This window comes from Pseudomonas sp. UV AK001 (assembly GCF_046097675.1).
Taxonomy (GTDB): Bacteria; Pseudomonadota; Gammaproteobacteria; order Pseudomonadales; family Pseudomonadaceae; genus Aquipseudomonas; species Aquipseudomonas kribbensis.
In genome coordinates this window covers 325,705-350,142 of record NZ_JBJUVZ010000002.1, presented here as the reverse complement: position 1 = coordinate 350,142, position 24,438 = coordinate 325,705, and the positions used below count along the sequence as shown (strand labels likewise).

Annotated in this window: 25 protein-coding genes; 8 read left to right on the top strand and 17 right to left on the bottom strand. The window is 61.6% G+C overall.

Features of this window, described 5'->3' with window-relative positions; genetic code table 11:
• Nucleotides 1–64: 64 nt before the first annotated feature.
• Complete coding sequence (locus tag ACKLNA_RS09630) at nt 65–928, bottom strand: LysR family transcriptional regulator (protein WP_119427508.1); 864 nt, start codon at nt 926–928, stop codon at nt 65–67.
• Between the two features lie 16 nt (nt 929–944).
• A complete protein-coding gene (locus ACKLNA_RS09625; RefSeq protein WP_408985721.1) occupies nt 945–3,200 on the bottom strand; it encodes a heavy metal translocating P-type ATPase in 2,256 nt (751 codons plus the stop codon).
• An 84-nt stretch (nt 3,201–3,284) separates the two neighbouring features.
• Here ACKLNA_RS09625 and cadR point away from each other — a divergent pair, with 84 nt between their 5' ends.
• Nucleotides 3,285–3,734 carry a Cd(II)/Pb(II)-responsive transcriptional regulator gene (cadR, locus tag ACKLNA_RS09620; RefSeq protein ID WP_064600182.1) on the top strand — a complete coding sequence of 150 codons (450 nt, stop codon included), beginning with the start codon at nt 3,285–3,287 and terminating at the stop codon, nt 3,732–3,734.
• A gap of 59 nt (nt 3,735–3,793) precedes the next feature.
• On the opposite strand, the gene ACKLNA_RS09615 is transcribed toward cadR, so the two are convergent.
• From ACKLNA_RS09615 to ACKLNA_RS09605, 3 genes are all read right to left on the bottom strand, one after another.
• Nucleotides 3,794–4,765 carry a thymidylate synthase gene (locus ACKLNA_RS09615; protein ID WP_408985720.1) on the bottom strand — a complete coding sequence of 324 codons (972 nt, stop codon included), beginning with the start codon at nt 4,763–4,765 and terminating at the stop codon, nt 3,794–3,796.
• A 50-nt stretch (nt 4,766–4,815) separates the two neighbouring features.
• Nucleotides 4,816–5,631 carry a prolipoprotein diacylglyceryl transferase gene (gene lgt / locus ACKLNA_RS09610; protein ID WP_065258902.1) on the bottom strand — a complete coding sequence of 272 codons (816 nt, stop codon included), beginning with the start codon at nt 5,629–5,631 and terminating at the stop codon, nt 4,816–4,818.
• Nucleotides 5,632–5,727: 96 nt separating this feature from the next.
• Nucleotides 5,728–6,510: a sulfite exporter TauE/SafE family protein gene (locus ACKLNA_RS09605; RefSeq protein ID WP_085709026.1), complete on the bottom strand. Its 783-nt coding sequence runs from the start codon at nt 6,508–6,510 to the stop codon at nt 5,728–5,730.
• A gap of 130 nt (nt 6,511–6,640) precedes the next feature.
• Here ACKLNA_RS09605 and ACKLNA_RS09600 point away from each other — a divergent pair, with 130 nt between their 5' ends.
• Nucleotides 6,641–7,387, top strand: a complete 747-nt coding sequence (locus tag ACKLNA_RS09600; protein ID WP_408985719.1) for an NRDE family protein — start codon at nt 6,641–6,643, stop codon at nt 7,385–7,387.
• A gap of 31 nt (nt 7,388–7,418) precedes the next feature.
• Here the strand turns inward: ACKLNA_RS09600 and ptsP are convergent, their stop codons facing one another.
• Nucleotides 7,419–9,683, bottom strand: a complete 2,265-nt coding sequence (gene ptsP / locus ACKLNA_RS09595) for a phosphoenolpyruvate--protein phosphotransferase (protein WP_085709024.1) — start codon at nt 9,681–9,683, stop codon at nt 7,419–7,421.
• 22 nt (nt 9,684–9,705) lie between these two features.
• Nucleotides 9,706–10,185: an RNA pyrophosphohydrolase gene (locus tag ACKLNA_RS09590; protein WP_003229203.1), complete on the bottom strand. Its 480-nt coding sequence runs from the start codon at nt 10,183–10,185 to the stop codon at nt 9,706–9,708.
• A gap of 143 nt (nt 10,186–10,328) precedes the next feature.
• Here ACKLNA_RS09590 and ACKLNA_RS09585 point away from each other — a divergent pair, with 143 nt between their 5' ends.
• A complete protein-coding gene (locus tag ACKLNA_RS09585) occupies nt 10,329–10,985 on the top strand; it encodes an HAD family phosphatase (RefSeq protein ID WP_085709023.1) in 657 nt (218 codons plus the stop codon).
• A 22-nt stretch (nt 10,986–11,007) separates the two neighbouring features.
• Here ACKLNA_RS09585 and ACKLNA_RS09580 read toward each other — a convergent pair whose 3' ends face one another.
• The gene (locus tag ACKLNA_RS09580; RefSeq protein ID WP_119427503.1) at nt 11,008–11,433 is read right to left on the bottom strand and encodes a DUF2269 domain-containing protein; all 426 of its coding nucleotides are present in this window, start codon (nt 11,431–11,433) and stop codon (nt 11,008–11,010) included.
• A 39-nt stretch (nt 11,434–11,472) separates the two neighbouring features.
• Nucleotides 11,473–12,987: a threonine ammonia-lyase, biosynthetic gene (gene ilvA / locus ACKLNA_RS09575; RefSeq protein ID WP_114886161.1), complete on the bottom strand. Its 1,515-nt coding sequence runs from the start codon at nt 12,985–12,987 to the stop codon at nt 11,473–11,475.
• A gap of 146 nt (nt 12,988–13,133) precedes the next feature.
• Between ilvA and rpiA the strand changes: the two genes are divergently transcribed.
• On the top strand, nt 13,134–13,808 hold the full coding sequence (gene rpiA / locus ACKLNA_RS09570) for a ribose-5-phosphate isomerase RpiA (protein ID WP_408985718.1): 675 nt from the start codon (nt 13,134–13,136) through the stop codon (nt 13,806–13,808).
• A gap of 83 nt (nt 13,809–13,891) precedes the next feature.
• Here the strand turns inward: rpiA and ACKLNA_RS09565 are convergent, their stop codons facing one another.
• The 4 genes from ACKLNA_RS09565 to ACKLNA_RS09550 all read right to left on the bottom strand — a co-directional run bounded on the left by ACKLNA_RS09565 (nt 13,892) and on the right by ACKLNA_RS09550 (nt 18,163).
• Complete coding sequence (locus tag ACKLNA_RS09565) at nt 13,892–14,809, bottom strand: SdiA-regulated domain-containing protein (RefSeq protein ID WP_408985717.1); 918 nt, start codon at nt 14,807–14,809, stop codon at nt 13,892–13,894.
• A 106-nt stretch (nt 14,810–14,915) separates the two neighbouring features.
• Entirely contained in the window at nt 14,916–15,839 is a 924-nt protein-coding gene (locus ACKLNA_RS09560; RefSeq protein WP_408985716.1) for an SdiA-regulated domain-containing protein, read from the bottom strand.
• Nucleotides 15,840–16,062: 223 nt separating this feature from the next.
• Nucleotides 16,063–16,728 carry a fumarylacetoacetate hydrolase family protein gene (locus ACKLNA_RS09555; RefSeq protein ID WP_085709017.1) on the bottom strand — a complete coding sequence of 222 codons (666 nt, stop codon included), beginning with the start codon at nt 16,726–16,728 and terminating at the stop codon, nt 16,063–16,065.
• Nucleotides 16,729–16,768: 40 nt separating this feature from the next.
• Nucleotides 16,769–18,163 (bottom strand): FAD-binding oxidoreductase, encoded by a 1,395-nt coding sequence (locus ACKLNA_RS09550; RefSeq protein ID WP_408985715.1) that lies wholly within the window; start codon nt 18,161–18,163, stop codon nt 16,769–16,771.
• 204 nt (nt 18,164–18,367) lie between these two features.
• Between ACKLNA_RS09550 and serA the strand changes: the two genes are divergently transcribed.
• Complete coding sequence (serA, locus tag ACKLNA_RS09545) at nt 18,368–19,597, top strand: phosphoglycerate dehydrogenase (RefSeq protein WP_085709015.1); 1,230 nt, start codon at nt 18,368–18,370, stop codon at nt 19,595–19,597.
• A gap of 63 nt (nt 19,598–19,660) precedes the next feature.
• Here the strand turns inward: serA and ACKLNA_RS09540 are convergent, their stop codons facing one another.
• Entirely contained in the window at nt 19,661–20,086 is a 426-nt protein-coding gene (locus tag ACKLNA_RS09540; RefSeq protein WP_085709014.1) for a DUF4399 domain-containing protein, read from the bottom strand.
• Nucleotides 20,087–20,220: 134 nt separating this feature from the next.
• On the opposite strand from ACKLNA_RS09540, the gene ACKLNA_RS09535 reads away from it, so the two are divergent.
• On the top strand, nt 20,221–20,805 hold the full coding sequence (locus ACKLNA_RS09535) for a transporter substrate-binding domain-containing protein (RefSeq protein ID WP_408985714.1): 585 nt from the start codon (nt 20,221–20,223) through the stop codon (nt 20,803–20,805).
• A 6-nt stretch (nt 20,806–20,811) separates the two neighbouring features.
• Here ACKLNA_RS09535 and ACKLNA_RS09530 read toward each other — a convergent pair whose 3' ends face one another.
• Both ACKLNA_RS09530 and ACKLNA_RS09525 read right to left on the bottom strand, forming a co-directional pair.
• Nucleotides 20,812–21,297 carry a DUF523 domain-containing protein gene (locus ACKLNA_RS09530; protein WP_408985713.1) on the bottom strand — a complete coding sequence of 162 codons (486 nt, stop codon included), beginning with the start codon at nt 21,295–21,297 and terminating at the stop codon, nt 20,812–20,814.
• 1 nt (nt 21,298) lies between these two features.
• Nucleotides 21,299–21,931 carry a 2OG-Fe(II) oxygenase gene (locus tag ACKLNA_RS09525; RefSeq protein WP_085709011.1) on the bottom strand — a complete coding sequence of 211 codons (633 nt, stop codon included), beginning with the start codon at nt 21,929–21,931 and terminating at the stop codon, nt 21,299–21,301.
• Nucleotides 21,932–22,039: 108 nt separating this feature from the next.
• Here ACKLNA_RS09525 and ACKLNA_RS09520 point away from each other — a divergent pair, with 108 nt between their 5' ends.
• Nucleotides 22,040–22,792 (top strand): DUF2059 domain-containing protein, encoded by a 753-nt coding sequence (locus tag ACKLNA_RS09520; RefSeq protein ID WP_408985712.1) that lies wholly within the window; start codon nt 22,040–22,042, stop codon nt 22,790–22,792.
• Nucleotide 22,793: 1 nt separating this feature from the next.
• On the opposite strand, the gene ACKLNA_RS09515 is transcribed toward ACKLNA_RS09520, so the two are convergent.
• Nucleotides 22,794–23,744, bottom strand: a complete 951-nt coding sequence (locus ACKLNA_RS09515; RefSeq protein WP_408985711.1) for an alpha/beta hydrolase — start codon at nt 23,742–23,744, stop codon at nt 22,794–22,796.
• Between the two features lie 97 nt (nt 23,745–23,841).
• Here ACKLNA_RS09515 and ACKLNA_RS09510 point away from each other — a divergent pair, with 97 nt between their 5' ends.
• On the top strand, nt 23,842–24,420 hold the full coding sequence (locus tag ACKLNA_RS09510; RefSeq protein WP_114886176.1) for a DUF6436 domain-containing protein: 579 nt from the start codon (nt 23,842–23,844) through the stop codon (nt 24,418–24,420).
• The last annotated feature ends 18 nt before the right edge of the window (nt 24,421–24,438 follow it).

Below are 24,438 nucleotides of genomic sequence, written 5' to 3'. Positions count from 1 at the left end.
ATGCGTCGGTCATATGGCAACAAGGCAAAAACGACCGATAGTGGTATTCAGGGATTTGGGTTGGTCAGGCCGGAGACATTTCCTGCGCCAGCCCGAGAAACGCCGCCGGCAACCGGGCGTTCTTGCGTTCCTTGAGGCAGTAGAGGTATTCGGGGATCTGCGGCGCATTTTCGAGGGTCAGCACCCGCAACTGCGGATCGTGCGGTACTTCCTGGCGGGCAATGATGCTGATGCCGATGTTGCGCAGCACCGCTTCGCGGATCGACTCGCGGCTGCCGATTTCCAGCAACGGGCCGAAACTGACGCCTGCACCGGCCAGCAATTCTTCGGTCAGGCGACGGGTGGTCGAGCCCGGTTCACGCATCAACAAGGTATGCCCGGCCAGCGCGTTCAGCGTCACATGGTCGTGCGCCGCCAGCGGATGATTGCGATGCACCGCCAGCACCAGCGGATCGCTGCCGAGCACCCGGCGGATCAGCCGCGCATCGTCGAGCAACTGCGACGACGCCGCGACATCCACCCGGTAATCCTCCAGCGCTTCCAGCACTTGCTGTGAATTGCCGATTTCCACCGAGACTTCCACCTGCGGCAGGCGCTCGCGGAAGGTCTTCACCAGATCGAGGATGTAATACGGAGCGGTGGCAGCAATGCGCAGCGTGCCCTGCACCTGGCCGCTGTTGCGCAGGAAGAACTCGATATCGGCTTCCTGCTGCAACAGCGCCTTGACCATCGGCAACAGCCGCGCGCCTTCGTCGCTGACACTCAGGCGCCGGCCGCCACGGTAGAACAGCTCCACCGAATACTGGCTTTCCAGATTGCGGATCTGGGTGGTCACGGTCGGTTGGCTGAGGCCGAGCTTTTTCGCCGCCAGCGTGATGCTGCCCAGGCGGGCCACCATGTAAAACGCTTTCAGCTCGGCACTCAGCACAACCGTCCCTCTTCCTCTATTTGCGCAACAGGCGCAAACCGTTGAACACCACCAGCAGGCTCACGCCCATGTCGGCAAACACCGCCATCCACATGGTGGCGAGCCCGGCGAAGGTTACCCCAAGAAAGATAGCCTTGATCACCAATGCCAACGCAATGTTCTGTTTCAGGATGCTGGCTGTGTTGCGGGACAGGCTGATGAACGCGGGAATCTTGCGCAGATCGTCGTCCATCAGGGCGACATCGGCAGTTTCAATCGCCGTATCGGTGCCGGCAGCTGCCATCGCAAAACCGATCTCGGCCCGCGCCAGTGCCGGCGCATCGTTGATACCGTCGCCGACCATGCCGACCCGACGGCCCTGCGCATACAGGTCTTCGATGGCCTGCAGTTTGTCGGTCGGCAACAAGTCGCCCTTGGCCTGATCGATCCCGACCTGCGCCGCAATCGCCTGCGCGGTGTGGACGTTGTCGCCGGTCAGCATCAGGGTTTTCACGCCCAGATCGTGCAACTGGCGGATCGCCTCGCGGCTGGTTTCCTTAACCGTGTCGGCCACGGCGAACAGCGCCAGCGGGCCGGAGCTGTCGAGCAGTAACACCACGGACTTGCCCTGTTTCTCCAGCGCAAACAGCTTTTCTTCCAGTTGCGGCGAGCACAGGCCCAGTTCTTCCACCAGTCGGTGGTTGCCCAGGTGATAGGCCTGACCGTTGACCTCACCTTTCACACCACGCCCGGCCAGCGCTTCGAAGTTATCCACAACCAGCGGCGCGAAACCTTTATCCACAGCCGCATTGGCGATGGCCAGCGACACCGGGTGATCGGAGCGCCCGGCCAGCGCCGCGGCAATGGCCGGAGCCGTGGCGTCGGCGGTCGGGTCGAGGGACAGGTAATCGGTCTGCACCGGTTTGCCGTGGGTGATGGTGCCGGTCTTGTCGAGGGCCAGATAGTCGAGCTTGAAACCGCCCTCCAGGTACACGCCGCCCTTGACCAGAATGCCTTTGCGCGCCGCCGCCGCGAGGCCGCTGACGATGGTCACCGGAGTGGAAATCACCAGCGCACACGGGCACGCGACCACCAGCAGCACCAGAGCGCGGTAGATCCAGTCGAACCATACGGCGCCCATGAACAGCGGCGGGATGATCGCCACGGCCAGGGCCAGAACGAAGACCACCGGGGTGTAGATCTTCGAGAACTGATCGACGAAGCGCTGGGTCGGCGCCCGCGCGCCTTGCGCCTGTTCCACGGCGTGGATGATCCGCGCCAGGGTGGAATTGTTCGCCGCTGCGGTCACTGTGTATTCCAGCGAACCGGCCTGGTTGATGGTGCCGGCGAAGACTTTGTCGCCAACGGTTTTTTCCACCGGCAGGCTCTCGCCGGTAATCGGCGCCTGATCGATAGTCGAACTGCCGCTGACAACTTCACCGTCCAGCGCAATGCGCTCGCCGGGTTTCACCCGCACCCGGGCGCCGAGATCGATGCTTTTCACATCCAGCTCGACCCAGTTGCCGTCCGCCTGCAACACCGTCGCCTGCTCTGGCGTCATCTGCATCAAACCGCTGATGGCGTTGCGTGCGCGGTCCAGCGAGCGCGCTTCGATCAGCTCGGCCACAGTGAACAGGAACATCACCATCGCCGCTTCCGGCCACTGGCCGATCAACACCGCACCGGTCACGGCGATACTCATCAGGGCGTTGATGTTGAGGTTGCGGTTCTTCAGGGCGATCCAGCCCTTCTTGTAAGTGGTGAGGCCGCCGCTGAGGATCGAGATCAGCGCGATGATCGCCACCACCCAGGTCGGCGCGGCGCTGGTGAAGTGGATCACTTCGGCAGCGAGCGCACCGACGCCGGACAGCGCCAGTGGCCACCAGTGTTTTTTCACCGGCGCGGCGGCCGGGGCATCAACGCCCGCTTCCAGCGGCTCGGCCTGCATGCCGAGGGATTTGATTGCGTCGATGATCGGCGCGGTGTCCGGCAGGTTGTGGGTCACGCCGAGCACGCGATTGATCAGGTTGAACTCCAGCTGCTGGATCCCGGCCAGTTTGCCGAGCTTGTTCTGGATCAGCGTCTGTTCGGTCGGGCAGTCCATCGCTTCGATGCGGAAACTGCTCAACCGGGCGTCGGCGCTCTTCGCCTCGCTCAGTTGAATCAGCGACGGCGCCGCGGCTTTTGATGCACAGCAGGCATCAGCGCCGTGGTCATGATTATGCACAGGCTGCAATTTGTGGCTGTGGTCGTGTCCCGCGTGGGATTTGTGGGTGTGCTGGGAATCGCTCATTGGTCGCGTCCATGAAGGTGCCTGTTGCCAAGTAAAGACCCTGTAGCCACTATAGGGTCAAGCACCCTTTTGGAGATTGCCGTCATGAAGATCGGAGAACTGGCGAAACAGACCGATTGCGCCGTGGAAACCATCCGCTACTACGAGCGCGAAAACCTGCTGCCGGAACCGGCCCGCAGCGACGGCAACTACCGCGTCTACACCCAGGCCCACGCCGAGCGCCTGACCTTCATCCGCAACTGCCGCACCCTCGACATGACCCTCGAAGAAATCCGCAGCCTGCTCGCCTTGCGCGACAGCCCGCAGGATCAGTGCGAGAGCGTGAATGCGCTGATCGACGAGCACATCCAGCACGTCAAGGCGCGGATCGACGGGTTACTGGCCTTGCAGACGCAACTGCTCGACCTGCGCCAGCGTTGTGGCGAAGGGCCGGAGGCGGATCAGTGCGGGATCCTGCAGCGGCTGGAGGTGAGTGGCGGGGTTGTGGCGACGGAGGTCGAGCATTCGCATGTGGGCCGCAGCCACGGCCATTAAGAACGCCAGAAACGACTGAGGGAGCCATCTGGCTCCCTCAGTGTTTTGTCACTCGTGCTTCAGACCGCCATCGGCGCGGTCATCGGTGCATGGTGCTCGTAGCCTTCCAGCGAGAAGTCGCTCGGCTCCACCAGCTCCAGCCATTCCGGCTGGTAAACACCGGTCTTGGCGAACTCCGGCACACGATCCGAAATCTTCAGCTTCGGCATGGCGAACGGCTCGCGCTTGAGCTGTTTGTTGAGCATGTCGAGGTGGTTTTCGTAGACGTGGGCATCACCGATGAAATAGGTGAACCAGCGCGGCGTGTAGCCGGTCAGGCGACCGATCAGGCTCAGCAGCGCGGCGCCTTCGGTGAGGTTGAACGGCGTGCCCAGGCCCAGATCGTTGGAGCGGATATAGAGGGTCAGAGAAATCTCTTTGGTCTCGACATTCGGGTGGAACTGGTACAGCAGATGGCACGGCGGCAGGGCCATTTCATCGAGCTGGGCGCAGTTCCAGCCGTGGAACAGGATGCGGCGGCTGCCCGGGTCCTTGATGATCGTGTCGACGCACTGGCGCACCTGATCGATGGCTTTGTACAAGACCACGTAGGCCTGGCCGTCTTCTTCGCCCTGGGCAATCTGCTTGTAGCCGTTGCTCAAGGTTTGTTCGATGGCGGCGGTGTTGCTCAGCGGGATCTGCTTGTACGCCGGCCATTTGCGCCATTGCACGCCGTAGATTTCGCCGAGGTCGTCTTCGCCCTGGCGGAACGGGTTGGCCAGCCACTGGGCGTTTTCGTTGGCGTTCTGATCCCAGACCTTGCAGCCCAGCGCACGGAATTCGGCGGCGTTGTTCACGCCACGCAGAAAGCCGCACATCTCGCCGATGGCCGATTTGAAGGCCATCTTGCGGGTGGTGATCGCCGGGAAACCTTCCTGCAGATCGAAGCGCAGCATGGCGCCCGGAAAGCTGATGGTGTTCACGCCGGTACGGTTGGCCTGTTTGGTGCCGTTGTTGATAACGTGCGACACCAGATCGAGATATTGCTTCATGAGTTACCTGTGTCCTTGAACCCCGGCCAACTGCGCCGGGGTTCGAATATTTAAGCTGTCGGTGCAACCGGCGCCGACGGCGCACGGCGGTAGGCCAGCCAGATCAGGAACAGCCCGCCGATGATCATCGGTACGCAGAGGATCTGACCCATGGTCAGCCAGTTCCAGGCCAGGTAGCCCAGCTGCGCATCCGGCACGCGGACGAATTCGACGATGAAACGGAAGATGCCATAGAACAACGCGAACATGCCCGAGACCGCCATGGTTGGTCGCGGCTTGCGCGAGAACAGCCAGAGGATCAGGAACAGCGCGACGCCTTCGAGCGCGAACTGATACAGCTGCGACGGGTGACGCGGCAGTTGCGCCGGGTCGCTGAACGGCGGGAACACCATGGCCCACGGCACGTCGGTGGCCTTGCCCCACAGCTCGGCGTTGATAAAGTTGCCGATACGCCCGGCACCCAGCCCGATCGGCACCATCGGCGCCACGAAGTCCATCAGCTGGAAGAACGACTTGCCGTTACGCTTGCCGAACCACAAGGCCGCCAGCATTACGCCGATGAAGCCGCCGTGGAACGACATGCCGCCCTTCCACACTTCGAAAATCAGTGTCGGGTTGGCGATGTAGGCGCTCAGATCGTAGAACAGCACATAGCCCAGTCGCCCGCCGACAATCACCCCCATCGACAGCCAGAACACCAGGTCGGAGAGTTTCTCCTTGGTCCATGTCGGGTCGAAACGGTTGAGCCGGCGCGACGCCAGCAGCCACGCACCGCCGATGCCGACCAGATACATCAGGCCGTACCAATGGATTTTCAGCGGACCGATGGCCAGGGCCACCGGGTCGATCTGCGGGTAAGGCAGCATTGCGACTCCTCGTTAGAGTTCAAATCTTCAAAATTCCCGGGCGACGCTGCCACCTCAGGATTAAGCCAGGATTGTGGCCTGCTCGGAACAAACGCCTCAGAACAAAAAGCTCAGCCCCACGCAGAACAGCAAAGCGGCGAACAGCCGTTTCAGCAACTTCGGCGACAACTTGTGCGCCAGCCGCGCACCGATCCGGGCGAACACCATGCTGGTCAGCGCAATGCCCAGCAGCGCCGGCAGATACACAAACCCGAGACTATGGGCCGGCAGCAACGGATCATGCCAGCCCAGAATCATGAAACTTATTGCACTTGCCAAAGCGATCGGCAGGCCACAGGCCGACGAGGTCGCCACGGCCTGCTGCATCGGCACGCTGCGCCAGGTCAGGAACGGCACGGTCAGCGAGCCGCCGCCAATGCCGAAAATCGCTGACGCCCAGCCGATCACACTGCCGGCCACGGTCAGACCGAGTTTGCCGGGCACCGTTCGGCTGGCCTTGGGTTTGACGTCCAGCGCCAGCTGCGCCGCGATCACCAGGGCGAACACACCGATGATCTTCTGCAGGTTGGGCCCGGAGATCGCTTCAGCGGTCAGTGCGCCGAAACCGGCCCCGAGCAGGATCCCGACGGTCATCCAGGCGAAAATCGGCCAGCGCACCGCACCGCGTCGATGATGTTCACGCACGGCGTTGACCGAGGTGAAGATGATCGTCGCCAGCGACGTGCCGACGGCCAGGTGGGTCAGGATCGACGGATCGAAACCCTGCAAGGTGAAACTGAACACCAGCACCGGGACGATGATGATCCCGCCGCCAACCCCGAACAGCCCCGCCAGTACGCCTGCACAGGCACCCAGCGCCAGATAGAGCAGAAATTCCATGACTGCCTCCAGAGGCGCATCCCAAAACCGGAGCGGCATGGTAACGGATGGATACCCTTCGGCTCCACTGGCGATGGATGCACGGACGATGTCTGCGTAGAGTGGGCAAAAAACACACAAGGACCACCTTATGTGCCTGATCGTTTTCGCCTGGCGGCCGGGGCATGCCCAGCCGCTGATCGTCGCGGCCAACCGTGACGAATTCTACGCCCGGCCCAGCCTGCCGCTGGCCCAGTGGCCCGAGTCGCCACAGGTTCATGCCGGACGGGATCTGGAGGCCGGCGGCACCTGGCTCGGCCTCGGCGCCAACGGCCGCTTTGCCGCGCTGACCAACATCCGCGATCCGCATCAGCCTCCGGCCCGGCGCTCCCGGGGTGAACTGGTGGCGGGATTTCTCACCGGGAACCTGTCGATCGATGACTATTTGTCCGACGTTGTCGCCCGCTCGCCGGAATATGCCGGGTTCAATCTGCTGCTGGGCAATGCCAACGAGATGTGGCATTTCAACGTGCGGTCTTCGGAACCGGTGATGTTGCAGCCGGGCATTTATGGACTTTCAAACGCGGGGCTGGATACACCGTGGCCGAAACTGCTCAAGGCCAAGGCGGCATTGAGTGCGGTGCTGGATGATCCGCAACCCGAGCAATTGCTCGCGCTGTTGGGGGATGCGCAGACGGCACCGTTTGCCGAACTGCCGGACACCGGTGTGGGGCTGGCGACCGAGTCGCTGCTGTCGAGTGTGTTTATTGCCAGCCAGAGTTACGGGACGCGGGCGAGTACGGCGTTGATCGTGCAGGCGGACGGGACGCGGCGGATGGTGGAGCGCAGTTTCGGGCCGTATGGCGGGCATCTGGGGGAAGTGGAGATCAATCTCTGAAAATCGCAGCCCGAAGGCTGCGATCTTCTGTTCAGAGCGGTTTGACCATCCGCGACAACCCGAGACTCTTCAGCGCGAGTTGCAGCGAGCTGTGGATAACTTGCGGGTTGTCGATGGTCATCAGTTCCGCCAGCAGATCCTTCGCCTTGCTCAGGTTGATCTGACGCAGCATCCACTTCACCTTCGGCAAGTTGGTGGCGTTCATCGACAGGCTGTCGAAGCCCATCGCCATCAACAGCACCGCTGCCGCCGGGTCACCGGCCATCTCGCCGCAGATGCTCACCGGCTTGCCTTCGGCATGGGCGTCACGCACGACGATCTGCAAGGCTTGCAGCACCGCCGGGTGCAAGTAGTCATAGAGGTCGGCCACGCGCGGGTTGTTGCGGTCCACGGCCAGCAGATACTGGGTGAGGTCGTTGGAACCCACCGACAGGAAGTCCACCATCCGCGCCAGTTCTCTGGTCTGGTAGACCGCCGCCGGAATCTCGATCATCACGCCCACCGGCGGCATAGGCACATCGGTGCCTTCGTCGCGCACTTCGCCCCAGGCCCGGTGGATCAGGTGCAACGCTTCTTCGAGCTCATGGATGCCGGAGATCATCGGCAGCAGGATCCGCAGGTTGTTCAGGCCTTCGCTGGCCTTGAGCATCGCACGGGTCTGCACCAGGAAGATTTCCGGGTGGTCGAGGGTGACGCGGATCCCGCGCCAGCCAAGGAACGGGTTGTCTTCCTTGATCGGGAAGTACGACAGCGCCTTGTCACCGCCGATGTCCAGCGTACGCATGGTCACCGGTTGCGGGTGGAACGCGGCGAGCTGCTCGCGGTAGATCGCCAGTTGTTCCTTCTCGCTCGGGAAGCGCTGGTTGATCATGAAGGGCACTTCGGTGCGGTACAGACCGACACCTTCGGCCCCACGCTTCTGCGCCCGCGCCACGTCCGCCAGCAGGCCGGTGTTGACCCACAGCGGCATGCGGTGACCGTCGAGGGTCACGCACGGCAAGTCGCGCAGGGTATCGAGGCCCAGCGCCAGTTGTTTCTCTTCTTCCACCACGTCGGCGAATTGCTTGATCAGCACTTCGCTCGGGTTGGTGTAGATTTCGCCCTTGATCCCGTCGACGATCATCGGGATGCCATCGACCTTGGCGTACGGCAAGTCGACGACACCCATCACCGTCGGGATACCCATGGCCCGGGCCAGAATCGCGACGTGGGAGTTACCCGAACCCAGTACCGAGACCAGCCCCACCAGCTTGCCTTCCGGCACTTCACCGAGCTGGGTGGCGGTCAGCTCTTCACTGACCAGGATGGTGTTGTCGGGGAAAACCATGTTGGTCGTGCGGTCTTCCTGCAGGTAGGCCAGCAGACGGCGACCGAGGTCACGCACATCCGACGCCCGCTCACGCAGGTATTCATCGTCCATCAATTCGAAACGGTTGACGTGGTCGGTCACCACCTGACGCAGCGCACCCTGGGCCCACTGACCCGTCTTGATCACGGTTTTGACTTCGTTACCGAGGGACGCGTCATCGAGCATCATCTGATACACGTCGAACAACGCGCGTTCTTCGGGACGCAACTGGGTGGCCAGTTTGGTCGACAGGTTGCGCATGTCGGCGCGCACGCCTTCAAGCGCCTTCTTGAACAGTTTTATTTCGGCATCGATGTCGTCGACAGACTTGTCCGGCACGACATCGAGGTCGGCTGGCGGCAACATGACCACCGCCGTACCGACCGCCGCGCCCGGCGAACCCGGTACACCGACGAACTTGGCTTCCTGGATGCCCTTGCCCTGACGGCCCAGGCCACGGATCGACCCGGTGGCCTCGGCGTGGGCGATTACGCCGGCGAGCTGCGCGCTCATGGTCACGAGGAAGGCTTCTTCACCTTCATCGAACTGGCGGCGTTCTTTCTGCTGGATGACCAACACGCCGACGACGCGGCGGTGGTGAATGATCGGCGCCCCGAGGAACGAGGCGTAGCGCTCCTCGCCCGTTTCGGCGAAGTAGCGGTAGCGCGGGTGATCCGCGGCATTTTCGAGGTTCAGGGGTTCTTCACGCGTGCCGACCAGGCCGACCAGACCTTCGTTGGGTGCCATGCTGACCTTGCCGATCGAGCGCTTGTTCAAGCCCTCGGTGGCCATCAGGACGAAGCGGTTGGTCTCGGGATCAAGCAGATAGACCGAGCAGACCTGGCTGCCCATGGCCTCTTTGACGCGCAACACAATAATCCCCAACGCCGCCTTGAGATCCTTGGCGGAGTTAACTTCCTGGACGATCTTGCGCAGCGTATTGAGCATGGCTCGGGGTCGAACTCCGTCGTCAGTCGCGCGCTAAAAGGCGCGGGGCAAGCTCTTTGAGAGCGCGGCGATACACCTCGCGCTTGAATGTCACCACCTGGCCCAGCGGATACCAATAGCTGACCCAGCGCCAGCCATCGAACTCCGGTTTACCGGTCAAATCCATCCGCACCCGCTGCTCGTTGGAGATCAGGCGCAGGAGAAACCACTTCTGTTTCTGGCCGATGCACAGCGGTTGGCTGTGGGTTCGCACCAGACGTTGCGGCAAACGATAGCGCAACCAGCCCCGGGTACAGGCGAGAATTTCAACATCTTCGCGTTCCAGGCCCACTTCTTCGTTCAACTCGCGGTACAAGGCGTCTTCCGGCGTCTCCTCGGGATTGATTCCTCCCTGTGGAAACTGCCAGGCATCTTGATTGATACGGCGAGCCCATAGCACCTGTCCGGCGTCATTCGTCAGAATGATCCCGACATTAGGACGGAAACCATCGGGGTCGATCACGGCAACAACCTCGCAAACGCATGTCGCCGCATTGTTCCACAAAGCTTGTGAAGGCGGCAACGAAGGTTCCGAGCTTATGTGCACTCTTGTGAAAAGACCGTATTCTTGTGGCCTTTTTACTGACTTTTCAGCGGGTAACTGCAATGCGCCTGGCTTTATTCGATTTGGACAACACCCTTCTGGGCGGCGACAGCGATCACGCCTGGGGCGACTATCTGTGTGAACGCGGCTTCCTCGACCCGATCGCCTACAAGGCGCGCAACGACGAGTTCTACCAGGATTATCTGGCGGGCAAACTGGATAACGCCGCGTACCTGAACTTCTGCCTGGAAATCCTCGGCCGCACCGACATGGCCGTGCTCGAGCAATGGCACAGCGATTTCATGCGCGACTGCATTGAGCCGCTGATGTTGCCAAAAGCCGTCGAGTTGCTGAAAAAGCACCGCGACGCCGGCGACAAACTGGTGATCATCACCGCCACCAACCGCTTCGTCACTGCACCGATTGCCGTACGCCTGGGCGTTGAAACCCTGATTGCCACCGAGTGCGAGATGCAGGACGGCCGCTACACCGGGCGCAGCACCGACGTGCCGTGCTTCCGCGAAGGCAAGGTGACGCGCCTGAACCGTTGGCTGGAAGAAACCGGGCATTCGCTGGAAGACAGCTACTTCTACAGCGACTCGATGAATGACTTGCCGCTGCTGGAGCAGGTGGTGAATCCGGTCGCCGTCGATCCGGACCCGAATCTGCGGGCCGAAGCCGAGAAGCGTGGCTGGTCGGTCATTTCGCTGCGCGATTGATCTCGAGATCGGGCGCCGGGCTTTAAACCGGCTTGGCGCCCATCAACCCGGCAATCGCGACAAAGCAGACAAAACTGAACAGCGCCAGGGCAAAGCTGAACCTGCCCACACCGCCCGGCGTCTTGCGCAAGCGGTTCAAGCGCACCAGCAGCCAGAACCACGCCAGCGCCGCCACGGTGTACAGCACGCTGGAGGCCAGAATCCACGTCTGCCCCAGCGGCCAGCCCACCAGATGCACCATCCACCAGCCGGTGAAAGGCATGCTCAGCAGCGCCAGGCCCATCAGCAGCCAGACAAACACCCGTGGCCGCTGCAAGGTGCGGCTGCCCGCCGTCGCATCACCCTTGCGCCGGGCCAGTAAAACCCAGACGCCCAGCCCCAGCGCACTCGCCAGCAGAACCACGGTGGCGACCATGTGCGCCGTTTTCAGGGCAGTTAACGTTTCCATTGTCGAATTTCCTTATGGCCTGCCCATCAGCGTAGCCGCTCAGCCAAGAAACAGCTGATAGGCCGGGTTGTCGCTTTCATCCCAGTACGGGTAGCCGATTTCCGCCAGTGCTGCGGGAACCAGATGTCGCTCGTCGTGAGGCACTTGCAGGCCGGCGACCACACGACCGTCCGCCGCGCCGTGGTTGCGGTAGTGGAACATCGAGATGTTCCAGCGCCCGCCGAGCTTGTTGAGGAAGTTAAACAGCGCGCCCGGACGCTCCGGGAACTCGAAGCGCAGCACCACTTCATCGACCACCTGCGCCGCGCGCCCGCCGACCATGTGGCGGATATGCAGCTTGGCCAGTTCGTTGTCGGTCAGGTCCAGTACCGGGAAACCCTGTTCGGTCAGGCTCGCCAGCAGCGCGCTGCGCGGGTCGTTTTCCGGGTGAGTCTGCACGCCGACGAAGATGTGCGCTTCGCTGCCGGTGTTGTAGCGGTAGTTGAATTCAGTGATCTGGCGCTTGCCGATGGCTTCGCAGAACGCCTTGAAGCTGCCGGCCTGCTCCGGGATGGTCACGGCGATGATCGCTTCGCGGCCCTCGCCCAGCTCGGCGCGCTCGGCGACATGGCGCAAGCGGTCGAAGTTGACGTTGGCCCCGGAATCGATGGCGACGAAAGTCTTGCCGCTGACGCCGCGCTGTTCGACGTACTTCTTGATCCCGGCCACGCCCAGAGCGCCGGCCGGTTCGGTGATCGAACGGGTGTCGTCGTAGATGTCCTTGATCGCCGCACAGATCTCGTCGGTGCTGACGGTGATCACCTCATCGACGTAATCCTTGCAGATATCGAACGTGTGCTGGCCGATCTGCGCCACTGCCACACCGTCGGCGAAGATGCCCACGGTCGGCAGCACCACGCGTTCGCCCGCCGCCATCGCAGCCTGCAGGCAGTTGGAGTCGTCGGGCTCGACGCCGATGACCTTGATGTCCGGCCGCAGGTACTTCACGTAGGCCGCGATGCCGGCGATCAGGCCGCCACCGCCCACCGGCACGAAGATCGCGTCCAGTGGCTGCGGGTGCTGGCGCAGGATTTCCATCGCCACGGTGCCCTGCCCGGCAATGGTGTGCGGATCGTCGTACGGGTGGATGTAGACGTAGCCTTTTTCATCGACCAGTTTCAGCGAGTAGGCCAGGGCTTCCGGGAACGAATCGCCGTGCAGCACCACTTTGCCGCCACGGGAACGCACGCCTTCGACCTTGATCTCCGGGGTGGTCTTGGGCATCACGATGGTCGCTTTCACGCCCAGCACTTTCGCCGCCAGGGCCAGGCCCTGGGCATGGTTGCCCGCCGACGCGGTGACCACGCCACGAGCGCGTTCTTCATCGCTCAACTGGGTCAGCTTGTTGTAGGCGCCGCGAATCTTGAACGAGAACACCGGCTGCAAGTCTTCGCGCTTGAGCCAGATGTCGTTGCCCAGCCGCTCGGAGAGCTGGCGAGCGTTCTGCAGCGGGGTTTCTACGGCAACGTCATAAACGCGCGAGGTGAGGATCTTCTTGACGTACTGTTCGAGCATCGGAAAGCATCACTGGCGATTGGGCGGGACCAACGAGTCTAACCCGGCTTTCGGCCGGACGACCACACGATTGCAGAGGTTTTAGCCCGGCTTGCGGCTATAATGCCGGCCTTTCCGTTCTTACCTTGCCCGCTTCCGGAGCCCGCATGACCCAGGATCAACTCAAACAGACCGTGGCCCAGGCCGCCGTCGACTTCATCCTTCCGAAACTCGACGACAAGAGCATCATCGGCGTCGGCACCGGCTCCACCGCCAACTGCTTCATCGACGCCCTGGCCCAGCACAAGGGTGCATTCGATGGCGCGGTCGCCAGCTCCGAAGCCACCGCTGCGCGCCTCAAGGGCCACGGCATTCCGGTGTACGAACTGAACACGGTCAGCGACCTGGAGTTCTACATCGACGGCGCCGACGAAAGCGACGAGCACCTGAACCTGATCAAGGGCGGCGGCGCAGCCCTGACCCGCGAGAAGATCGTCGCGGCCGTGGCCAAGACCTTCATCTGCATCGCCGACGGCAGCAAACTGGTGCCGGTGCTCGGCGCGTTCCCGCTGCCGGTGGAAGTGATTCCGATGGCTCGCAGCCACGTCGCCCGCCAACTGGTGAAGCTGGGCGGCGACCCGGTCTACCGTGAAGGCGTGCTGACCGACAACGGCAACATCATCCTCGACGTGCACAACCTGCAGATCACCAACCCGGTGGAGCTGGAAGCGCAGATCAATGCAATCGTCGGCGTGGTCACCAACGGCCTGTTCGCGGCGCGTCCGGCGGATCTGCTGTTGCTGGGTACGAGTGAAGGCGTGAAGACCCTCAAAGCTGAATAAACCAGGCTGCACACATATTTGTGGGCAGATGAAAAACCTGTGGGAGCTAGCTTGCTCGCTCCCACAGTGTTTTGTGGTGTTGGTTAATTCTGCGCAGGCTTCTTGAAGACGTAAAACAGATTCGGCTCGCTCACCAGATACAACGTCCCGTCGTCATCCATCGCGATGCCTTCCGCCTGCGGCACGGTTTTTTTCAGTCCCTGCCGACCACCGCTCAACGACATCGTGCTCAACGGGCGTCCGTCCACATCCAGCTCCAGAATCAACCGCGACTCGTCCGACAGCGCCAGCAGATGGCCGCTGCGTTCGTCGTATTGCAGGCTCGACAGGTCACGCACGAACATCCCGGCGTCGCGCTTGGGGTTGTTGATCACATGCACTGCGTAGGACTTTTCCGGGTTGAAGTGCGGAAAGCCGTGCACTTCATAGATCAGCATCGGGTCGCGCTCCTTGGCCACGAACAAACGCTTGCCCACCGAGTCGTAGGCCAGACCTTCGAAACCCTTGTTGCCGCTCATGTGTACGCCGAGTGTCATCTGCTCGGCGTCCGCCGCATCGAGGAACGCGGTGTCGTGCTCCAGATGAATTTTGATCAACCGCTGCTGACGCTCATCGCTGATGACGTAGGTATCGGCGCTGATGAACTCCACCGCCTCCGCATCGCCGAAGCCGATCAGTGCGACACGGCGCAGGATCCGGCCCTCCAGCGATAGCTCGATCAGCTCGGCATTCTTGTTGGTGACGGTGAACAGGCTCTTGCGCACCGGATCGTAGGTCAGCGCCGAGACGTCATCGTTAAGCCCTTCGATGACCCGGGCCTCGATGTCCACGCGGTACTGATCCAGATTGATCGCTTCGATGCTGTGGGGCTGCCAGTGGCTTTGCAGGTTGAACCAGGCGCGCTCGAACAGACGCAGGTATTGGCCGATCGCAATCAATGCGATCAGGGCAATCACCGAAAGGATGATCAGAAGTGGCTTGGGACGGACAAATCGACGCATGCGGGCTGGGCTCGGGATCAAAACAGGCGGATGAAATATCACGCCTGTCTGAATCGAAGCTTAAAGGCCACTTGCTCGAAACGACAGCCTTGCGGCGGCGGGCAGGTTATTTCTGCTTTTCGAAGCGGTAGAACAGGTTCGGCTCGCTGACCATGTACAGCGTGCCCTGCTCGTCCATGGTCACGCCTTCGGCGCGGGGAATGGTGTTCTTCAGGCCGTTGAAACCGCCGAGCAGGGTCATGAAGCTGACTTGCTCGCCCTTCTCGTCCAGCTCAAGCAGCAGATGCGAATCGGCGGACAGCACCAGGGTATGGCCGGTACGCGGGTCAATTGCCAGCGCCGAGAGGTTGCGGATGTCCAGATCGTCGTTCGGCAGCTTCTGCTTGTCGCCGGTGAGGGTCTGGCTGCCGTCGCTTTTCCAGGTGAACAGCGCCGGTGGCCGCTCTTCGCCCAGCAACAGTCGTTGATTGCGGGCGTCCCAGGTGATGGCTTCGAAGGCCTTGTTCTGGTTTTTCGACGGACCGAGGTCGTATTTCGGGAAATCGTCGCGCTTCAGCTCGCGGGTATTGGCATCGACCTTGACGATCGACAGCATGTGCTCACGCTCGTCGACGATGGCCAGCAAGCCGTTGCCCATGACCGTCACGCCTTCCGGGTTGATCCAGCCCACCAGCGGCATCTTGCGCAGCACGTCGCCCTGCAAGGTCAGCTCGACCAGGAACGGGTTCTTGCCCATCACCGAAAACAGGGTCTTGGTCTGCGGGTCGTAGGACAGGTCCGAGGCCTCGTCCTTTTCCATGCCCGGCAGCAATTTGCCATCGATCACCACCCGATAGTCCGGCAGCCAGACACTGTCCTTGCGCTCGGTCGGGCTTTCGAAGCGCTCGCGCACCCAAAGCAGGCCGCGGTCATCCCAATGCATGGCATGCGCCAGACCGTACGCGGCAGCAATTACCAGCAACAGCCAGTAATACCAGCGCAGGGCGAAACGTGAGCGACGGGCAGGGTTGAGCTGAGTTTGAGATGACATCAGAGGACGCGTTCCGAAAATTCAGGCTATGGGTAATAGCACAAAGAGGCCGGCTCAGACGCCAGGATGACCGGAATTATCCGGACAAGATGTGAAAAAAACGGCAAATGGCGGGATTGCCCTGCGTCTTTGCAGGCTCGATCACAAAACAAAAACGGGAGGTTGCCGGCTTGAGCATTCAACTCAAACCGGCAACCTCCCGCTCGGGAACGCGATACCCGGATCAGCGCACGCTGCTGGTGAAGCGACTGGCGCCCGGCAGTTCCAGCACGATGTCATCGCCAACGTTCAGCGGTCCCACGCCCACCGGCGTGCCGGTGAGGATCACGTCACCGGCCTGCAGCGAGAAGCAGCCGGCCATGTGCTGGATCATCGGCACGATCGGGTTGAGCATCGCGCTGCTGTTGCCGTCCTGGCGCACTTCGCCATTGATGGTCAGGCGGATGCCGATGTCGGTCAGATCGGCAAAAGTGCTGCCAGCCACGAACGGTGCGATCACCGCCGCGCCGTCGAACGACTTGGCGATTTCCCACGGCAGGCCCTTGGACTTGAGTTCGGCCTGCTTGTCGCGCAGGGTCAGGTCCAGTGCCGGAGCAAAACCGGAGATTGCGTCCAGCACTTCTTCACGACTCGGTTTGGTCGACAGCGGTTTGCCGATCAATACGGCGATTTCCGCTTCGTAATGCACGGAGCCGCGCTCGGTCGGAATGCTGAAACCGCCTTCCAGCGGTACCACGCAACTGCCCGGCTTGATGAACAGCAGCGGCTCGGTAGGGACCGGGTTGTCCAGTTCCTTGGCGTGTTCGGCGTAGTTACGGCCGATGCACACCACTTTCCCCAGCGGAAAATGAATCCGCGTACCGTCGACATACTGGTGCTGATAGCTCATTACCGACTCCTGCCTTCATTGATTCATCAGGGATTGCCAATCAAACCGCGAAGATCTTGCCCGGGTTCATGATGCCGTTCGGGTCGAACACCGCCTTGACCGCTTTCATGTATTCGATTTCCACCGGCGAGCGGCTGTAGGTCAAGTAGTCGCGCTTGGTCATGCCCACACCGTGTTCGGCGGAGATCGAACCGTTGTACTTCTCGACGGTTTCGAACACCCACTTGTTGACGGTGGCGCACTTGGCGAAAAACTCGTCCTTGCTCAGGTTGTCGGGCTTGAGGATGTTCAGGTGCAGGTTGCCGTCGCCTATGTGGCCGAACCAGACGATTTCGAAATCCGGGTAGTGTTTGCCGACAATCGCGTCGATTTCCCGCAGGAACGCCGGGACTTTCGACACGGTGACCGAGATGTCGTTCTTGTACGGCGTCCAGTGGGAGATGGTTTCGGAGATGTACTCGCGCAACTTCCACAGGTTCTGCAACTGGGTTTCGCTCTGGCTCATCACGCCGTCCAGTACCCAGCCCTGCTCCACGCAATGTTCGAAGGTTTCCAGGGCGCTGTTGGCCACTTCTTCAGTGGTCGCTTCGAATTCCAGCAAGGCATAGAAAGGGCAATCGGTCTCGAACGGTGCAGGGACATCGCCACGGCCCATGACCTTGGCCAGGGCCTTGTCGGAGAAGAATTCGAATGCGGTCAGGTCGAGTTTGCCCTGGAAGGCGTGGAGCACCGGCATGATCGAGTCGAAATCGGCGGTGCCGAGGACCATCGCGGTCAGGTTTTTCGGCGCGCGATCCAGACGCATGGTGGCTTCGACCACGAAACCGAGGGTGCCTTCGGCGCCGATGAACAGCTGGCGCAGGTCATAACCGGTGGCGTTCTTGATCAGGTCCTTGTTCAGTTCCAGCACATCGCCCTTGCCGGTGACGACTTTCATGCCCGCCACCCAGTTGCGGGTCATGCCGTAGCGAATGACCTTGATCCCGCCGGCATTGGTGCCGATGTTGCCGCCAATCTGGCTGGAACCGGCGGAAGCGAAGTCCACCGGGTAGTACAAATGATGTTCTTCGGCCGCGTTCTGCAGTTGCTCGGTGACCACGCCCGGCTGGCACACGGCGGTGCGGTCGGTGAGGTTGATGTCGAGAATCTGGTTCATGTAGTCGAACGAGACAACCACTTCACCATTGGCGGCCACGGCAGCGGCGGAAAGACCGGTGCGTCCGCCCGATGGCACCAGCGCCACTTTATGTTTGTTGGCCCAGCGGACGATGGCCTGCACCTGCTCGATGGTCTTGGGAAACACGATGGCGCTCGGCGCCGGGGCGAAGTGCTTGGTCCAATCCTTGCCGTACGCGTTCAGGGAGTCGGCATCGGTCAGGACCTTGCCAGGCTCGACCAGGGTCTTCAGTTCATCAATCAGGGCAGGATTGGTCATCGACAGAACTCTCGAACAATTCATGGTCATCCTGAGAACGCTTCACGTCGCAGGAATGAGTGATTAGCGGGGCGGCTATGCTAGCATACCGACCCCGCAGGCCAGTGCCCAACGGCGGTTCTGCGGTGACGGCTTTCTTGTCGTCAAGGTCAATGTCTGTTGACCATTTCCTGCCATTTTTCTCCGGGATACAGGTTTACGCAGATGAGCAAGACTTCTCTCGATAAGAGCAAGATCAAGTTCCTTCTTCTCGAAGGCGTCCACCAATCGGCTGTCGACGTCCTCAAGGCGGCGGGCTACACCAGCATTGAATACCTGACTGGCTCCCTGCCGGAAGACCAGCTCAAGGAAAAGATCGCTGACGCTCACTTCATCGGCATTCGTTCGCGCACCCAACTGACCGAAGAGATCTTCGATCACGCGAAGAAGCTGGTGGCAGTCGGCTGTTTCTGCATCGGCACCAACCAGGTCGACCTGGAAGCGGCCCGCGAGCGCGGCATCGCCGTGTTCAACGCACCGTACTCCAATACCCGCTCCGTGGCCGAGCTGGTGCTGGCCGAAGCGATCCTGCTGCTGCGCGGCATCCCAGAGAAAAACGCTTCCTGCCACCGTGGCGGCTGGATCAAGTCCGCAGCCAACTCCTTCGAGATCCGTGGCAAGAAACTGGGCATCGTCGGCTACGGCTCGATCGGTACTCAGCTGTCGGTCCTGGCTGAAGGCCTGGGCATGCAGGTGTTCTTCTACGACACCGTGACCAAGCTGCCGCTGGGCAACGCGACCCAGGTCGGCAACCTGCACGAGTTGCTGGGCATGTCCGACATCGTCACCCTGCACGTTCCGGAAACCGCTGCGACCCAGTGGATGATCGGCGAGAAGGAAATCCGCGCCATCAAGAAGGGCGGTATCCTGATCAACGCTGCACGCGGCACCGTGGTCGAGCTGGACCACCTGGCCGCTGCGATCAAGGACAAACACCTGATCGGCGCCGCCATCGACGTGTTCCCGGTCGAGCCGCGCTCCAACGACGAAGAGTTCGAAAGCCCGCTGCGTGGCCTGGACAACGTGATCCTGACCCCGCACATCGGCGGCTCCACCGCTGAAGCGCAGGCCAACATCGGTCTGGAAGTGGCAGAAAAACTGGTCAAGTACAGCGACAACGGTACCTCGGTATCGTCCGTGAACTTCCCGGAAGTGGCCCTGCCGGCTCACCCTGGCAAGCACCGTCTGCTGCACATCCACGAGAACATCCCGGGTGTGATGAGCGAGATCAACAAGGTCTTCGCCGAAAACGGCATCAACATTTCCGGTCAGTTCCTGCAGACCAACGAGAAGGTCGGCTACGTGGTCATCGACGTCGACGCCGAGTACTCGGAGCTGGCGCAAGAGAAGCTGCAACACGTCAACGGCACCATCCGTAGCCGCGTGTTGTTCTGATCCGGCGCTGAGCCACAAAAAAGGGAGCCCCTCGGGGCTCCCTTTTTCATGCCGGTGGAAAAATCATTCCACGGTGATGGTGATTTTCTTCGAGACCACGGGCGGATCGAAAGCCATGTGGTTCTTGTCGCCCAGCTCCAGCTGCAAGGTGTGCTTGCCTGGCGCCAGTTTGATCTCGGCGAAGGTCTGGGCCTTGCCGAAATGCATGTGGTTGGCGTCGGTCGGTACCACTGCGCCGGCCGGAACAATCTCCTTGGCGTCGATCAGCAGATGGTGGTGACCGGTATTCGGCGTGGCATCACCGGCCGGTGCCAGCGCGACATCCTTGGTGCCGAACTTGACGGTGAAGGTCTGCGAAACCTTTGCTCCGTCTTCGGGAGAAACGATGAACACTTCGGCCCCCTTCGGGGCAGGCGTGGCCGCACTGGCCAGCACCGAAACGCCCATCAGTAAACCAGCCAAAGCAGCACGTGACATGAATGTTTTCATTCTCTTCTCCAGTTTTTCCGTAAAATCCGCGCGGTCATGACAACTTCATGACCATTCGTTGTCGAAGGCACTCGACAACCATAGCAAAGCGAGCCTGACCAACAGGCCGCGACAATGATTTCAAAGGAGTGACCATGCGTTTTCTGCCTGGCCTGATCTGCCTGCTACCCCTTCTGAGCCCGCTGGCTCACGCCGAACTGATTGATGACGTCAACGACCGTGGCGAGCTGCGCATAGCCCTAGAGGCTAATACACCGCCCTTCAATTTCAAGGACGGCGACACACTCACGGGGTTCGAGGTCGAGCTTGGGCAACAGCTGGCCAACGAACTGGATGTACGCGCCGACTTCATCGTCACCGACGAAGCCGATCTGCTCCAGGGCGTCGAAAGCGGCAAGTACGACGTCGCGCTCAACCACATAGCACTGACCCCGGAACTCAAGGATCGTTTCGACGTGAGCCAACCTTACACGCAGGTCAATGCGCAGCTGCTGGCGAAAAAGGATGAACAGCCCCGCCCGCTGGTGCTGGTCCAGGCGCTGACGGAAGAGAAAACGAAGGTCGGGCCGCCGGTGGATCTGGCGATTCCGTTTCAGAAGGGCAACCCGGCGTTTCAGGCGAGTCTGGAGAATGCGTTGCAGCGGATCAGGGCGGACGGGCGGCTGGAGGCGTTGTCGAAGAAGTGGTTGAGCGTGCAGGCCTCTGAAGACCTGAAGTGACTGTGTCTAGTCGAGTGCCTTGAGCACTTGTGCAGCCTGCGGCAGTTCGAGTTCGCTGAAGACCTGCACCCCATGGCGCTTCAGCAACGCAGCAGTAACCCCCTCGCCACTCACTTTCACCCCACTGAACGTCCCGTCATAGGTCAGCAGATTCCCGCACGAAGGGCTGTTGGCCTTGAGCACCGCCACTCGGATCCCGTGTTTCTGCACCAGCGCCAGCGCCTGGCGGGCGCCATCGAGAAACTGCGCACTGACGTCCTCGCCTTCAGTGGTGATCACCGCCGCAAGGCCATCGAGCACTTCACTGCCCTGCCCGCCCGGAATCTCCGCCGCCGCCCGAGGCGTCGGCAAGCCGCCGGCCACTTCCGGGCACAACGGTACGACGCGTCCCTCGGCAATCCACCGTTCCAGCAGATCGAACGGCCCGCTGGCCCCACCGTCGTAACGCACGCGGTGGCCGAGCAGGCAGCGACTGACGAGGATCTTCTGCATCTCAGAACGGCTCGTTGCCACGGCGGCGGAACCAGCCGGTCAGCGACAAGCGTTCACGCTGCGCCGGCAACACTTCGTGGGGCACTTCACCGGAGAGGAACACCACCAGACAACCGCCGGTAGGTTGCACGTCATGGACCCGATCACCTTCCAGATACATGCGCAACTGCCCGCCATCCTCCGGCAGCCAGCCGTCGTTGAGGTAGATCACCGCCGAAACCATGCGCCGGTCATCGTCGCGAAAGCGGTCGACATGCTTGCGGTAGAACGCGCCCGGCGGGTACAGGGCGAAATGGCATTCGAAATCTTCCAGACCGAGGAACAGTCCGCGATTGAGGGCCTCGCGCAGGCTGTCCATCAGGTTCAGATAACGGTCGCTGGCCTCCGCCTGACCGGGATCGATCCATTGGATATGGTCGCCGCGAATGCCCTCGCGGACCTCCGAAAACGGCCCGCGTCCGACGCCCGCCGGTGCCAGTTCACCTTCGGCCTCACGTTTACGGCACTCGGCGGCCAGCGCGCGGGTCAGATCCGCAGGCAGGAATATGTTCTGCTGCGACCAGCCACGCTCGGCCAGGTCGTCGACGATACGTAACAGCAGCGGGTGTTCAGAGGATATTTGCATGGCGCGCATAGTATGCCTGCGGCAAGAATTCCGACAGAGCCACGCGGCGGCTTGATACGAATTCTCGACAAGTACTGGCACCGCACGGAGAATAGTCCGCTGCCGACAGGAGTCCCTATGCGCCGTTTGCTTTTTTCACTGTTGATGTTCTGCGTTTTGCCCGCCTGGGCAGACGGCCACGACCAGTTGTACAAGGTCGCCGGCTGGCCGGACCAACGTGCGCATTTCAATGACGCCCTGAGTGCCGCGCAACAGCGCTACCAGAGCAGCCTGCCGCCGGCGGTGTTTCAGGCGCTGGTGAACAACAGCAATCAGCGCTTTGCTCCGCAGGCCGTGGATCAACGCGCCGAAGCGCAACTGCGCAAGAACCTCGCCGATCCGAAACCGGCCCTGTCGTTCTTTCAGTCACCGCTGGGCAAGAAGATTGTCGCCGCCGAACTGCTGGCGACCCGTCGCGATCAATTGGCGAAAAACGCCAAGGGCCTGCCAAAGATGCCGGCCAGTGACAGTCGTTTGCTGATCATCGGCCACCTCGCCCAAGCCCTGCCCGCCCGCGAAGCCGGCGCCGAAGTCAGCCTGGCGATTGCCGGCGTGGCGGCGGACAGCCTAAGTTCGATGATCCCCGGCCTGCTCGGCGGTGGCCAGGCCCAAGGCATGTTGAACGGTCAACGTCAGCGCCTGATGGATCAGATCGGCGCCGACCTGAACAACACGCTGCTGTACGTTTATCGCGATCTGTCGGATGAAGAACTGGAGGAGTTCGCGACCTTCGCCGAATCCACCGAAGGCAAGGCCTACTATCAGGCCGCGCTGGCAGCGATTCGCGCCGGGTTGGCCGTCGGCCAGAGCACCTCGAACCTCAACCAGTGATCTAGGGATTGCGGCCCTTGATCCGCTTGTTCAGAAACTCGAAATACTCCTCGCGCATCGGCGCCGTTTCATTGGCCAGGTGATGCCGCGCCTCGGCCAGCAGCAGAATCTGCGGCCGGTCGAATTTCCACTTCATCACTTGCAGGTTGTGCTGCCAGTCCACGGTCATGTCTGCCTGCCCCTGGACGATCAGCGGCCGACGCGTACTCTTCTTCGCGTATTCCACCCGTTTGATCCAGCGTGACAACGCCCCGACCCACGCCGTCGGCAGGCGTTTGGGCTGCAACGGATCGGCCTGCAGGAACGGCAGGAAATCCGGGTCGTTGGAGTTCTCGCTGAAACGCCGGGCGATGCCCCGGACGAAGGGCCGCAACAGGTAATAACTGAACTGCGACCAACCCCAGGCCCGTGGACGCACCAGCGGCGCCAGCAAAATCAACTGGCCCTGGGCCGGGCTGTTCTCACCGTGATTGAGCACGTGATCGACAATGATCGCCCCGCCGGTGCTTTGCCCGCACAGGTGCCACGGCTGCGGCAACGCAATCGAGCGCGCCTCGGCGAACAAACCCTGCAGCGCATCCTGATACTCGGAGAAATCGCGGATGCTCGCCCGTGGCCCGCTCGACAGACCATGCCCGGGCAAGTCACAGGCAATCACCGCAAACCCCTGATCCAGCGCCCACTCGATCACATGCCGGTAAAGACCGGTGTGGTCATAAAAACCGTGCACCAGAAACAGCGTGGCCTTGGCCGTTTCCGCCGGCCACCAGCAATGGCTGACGAGTTCATAACCATCGACGTCGAAGCGGCCCATGCCACGCCAGACATCGCGCTCCGGGAAGTCGGTCTGGTAGAACCGCTGATACGCCTTCGCCTCCTCGGACAACGGCTGCCACTCGGCCAACGGCTTGAGGCTCGCACGCAGATGATCGGGATCGAAAGCAACAGACATGGGCAATTCCAGAACGGTAAACGGACTTTATCGGCCTGCGATATTCATCTGTAGAAGCAAGCATGGCAAGCTAGCGCGCCTCTGAGGATCGAAAACCATGCGCCCGCCCTACCGCACCGCACTGTTTGCCAGCCTGCTCGCCATCGTGTGTGCCGGCGTGCTGTGGGCTGCGTACGACTGGTTTCAGGGCCGCTATCTGCGGGCGTTCAGCGAACATACCGCGGTGTTTTCCGGCGACCCGCTGCGCCTGCCCGACGACCTCGCCGGCCCCGGCAATATCCGCCTGGTGCACTTCTGGGACCCGGCCTGCCCGTGCAACGTCGGCAATCAACAGCACCTGACCGAGATGGTCGAACAGTTCGGCCCCAAGGGCGTTGAATTCTTCGCCGTGCAGAAGGCCGGCAGCCACGGCCAGTTACCGGCCACCCTCAGCAACCTGAAGACCATCGCGGTGCTGCCCGGCTCCGAACAGATTCCCGCCAGCCCGGCCGTGGCGATCTGGGACCGCAGCGGCAAACTGGCGTACTTCGGCCCCTACAGCGAAGGCCTGACCTGTAATTCCAGCAACAGTTTTATCGAACCGATCCTGCAGGCGTTGAGTGACGATCGTCCGGTGAATGCCACCCACACGCTGGCGGTCGGTTGCTACTGCCCGTGGCCGGTGGAGACGAAGTAAGGCATTCCGGACATTTCA